Below are 1,601 nucleotides of genomic sequence, written 5' to 3' on the forward strand. Positions count from 1 at the left end.
CCTCCGCTCCGCCGCTGCCGCCGGCCGCCGCCCGGGCCCGGCCCGCGACCGCCGAGGTGGTGCTGCGCGGGGTCACGTTCGGGTACGGCCCGCACTCTGAGCCGGTCGTCGACCAGCTCGACCTGCGCGTACCCGAGGGCGAGCACCTCGTGGTCGTGGGGCCGAGCGGCGCCGGCAAGTCCACGCTGGCGGCCCTGATCAGCGGGCTGCTGCGGCCCGGCTCGGGAGAGGTGCTGATCGGCGGCGTCCCGGCGGACCGGGCCGAGCACGCGGCTCGGGTGCTGATCCCGCAGGAGGCGTACGTCTTCCGCGGCACCCTCCGCGAGAACCTCACCTATCTCGCACCCGGCCGGGACCCGGACGCCGCAGCCGGTCCCACGCGGCCGGAAGGGAGGAGCGGCGACACCGGGCCGGGGGCGGTCGAGGCGGCCGTCGAGGCGCTGGGGGCCGGCGAACTGGTGGGCGTCGCGGGCGGGTACGACGTTCCGCTCGACCCGGCCGCGCTCTCCGCCGGGCAGCGCCAGCTCGTCGCCCTGGTCCGCGCCTACCTCTCGCCCGCCCGCCTGGCCGTCCTGGACGAGGCCACCTGCCACCTGGACCCCGCGGCGGAGGCGCGGGTGGAGCGCGCGTTCGCGGCGCGGGGCGGCACGCTCGTCGTCGTCGCCCACCGCATCACCTCCGCCAGGCGCGCCGACCGGGTCCTGATCATCGACGGGGGCCGGGTCCAGACCGGCACCCACGACCGGCTCGTCCGCGCAGACCCCCTCTACGCCGACCTGGTCGGCCACTGGCAACCGGAGCCCGTGTCATGAGATATCCGTACGCAGTCCGCATGCCGATCGTCGAGAACCTCCACGGCCACCTGGTCCACGACCCGTACCGCTGGCTGGAGCACCCCGCCGACCCGGCCACCCGTGTCTGGCAGGACGCCCAGGACCGGCTCTGGCGCGACCACGCCGCCGCGCTCCCGCTGCGCGGGCACTTCGCGGCCCGCCTGGCCGAGCTGAGCGCCACCGGCCTGGTCACCGCGCCGGTGTGGCGGGGCGAGCGGCGCTTCCACCTGTCGCAGTCCGCGGGCCAGGAGCACCCCGTCCTCTGCCTGGACGACGAGGCCGTCCTGGACCCGGCCAGGCTGGACCCCTCCGGCCTCACCACGCTCGACGACTGGCAGCCGGACCCCGGCGGGCGCCTGCTGGCGTACCAGCTCTCCCGGCGCGGCGACGAGCGGGCGGACCTGTACGTCATGGACCTCACCACCCGGCGGGTGGTGGACGGCCCGGTCGGCGGCTGCCGCTACTCCCCGGTCGCCTGGCTGCCGGGCGGGGAGGCGTTCCTGTACGTCCGCTTCCGCCAGGGCGTCTACCTTCACCGCCTGGGGGATCCGGACGACGTCCAGGTCTTCACGCGCGGCGCGGTCCCGTACGGGCTGCAGATCAGCGCCGACGGCCGGTGGCTGACGCTCTCGGCGGGCACCCGCGAGGGGAACGACGTCTGGCTCGCCGACCTGGCCGCCAGTGACCCGAGCAGGCCCGGCCCGCCGCCCGGCGGAGCGCGGCTCGAACTGCGGGCCGTGCAGGAGGGCGCGGCGGCCCGCACCGCCG

The 1,601-nt window shown here is 77.0% G+C and carries 1 protein-coding gene and 1 pseudogene; both read left to right on the plus strand.

The window, feature by feature from the left end:
- A partial coding sequence (locus tag DQW85_RS23270) for an ATP-binding cassette domain-containing protein (protein WP_113702229.1) occupies positions 1-812 on the plus strand: 812 nt, incomplete at its 5' end.
- A gap of 20 nt (positions 813-832) precedes the next feature.
- Positions 833-1,601: pseudogene (locus DQW85_RS23275) on the plus strand (prolyl oligopeptidase family serine peptidase); the annotation flags it as partial.

Source organism: Nonomuraea lactucae (assembly GCF_003313395.1).
Taxonomy (GTDB): domain Bacteria; phylum Actinomycetota; class Actinomycetes; order Streptosporangiales; family Streptosporangiaceae; genus Nonomuraea; species Nonomuraea lactucae.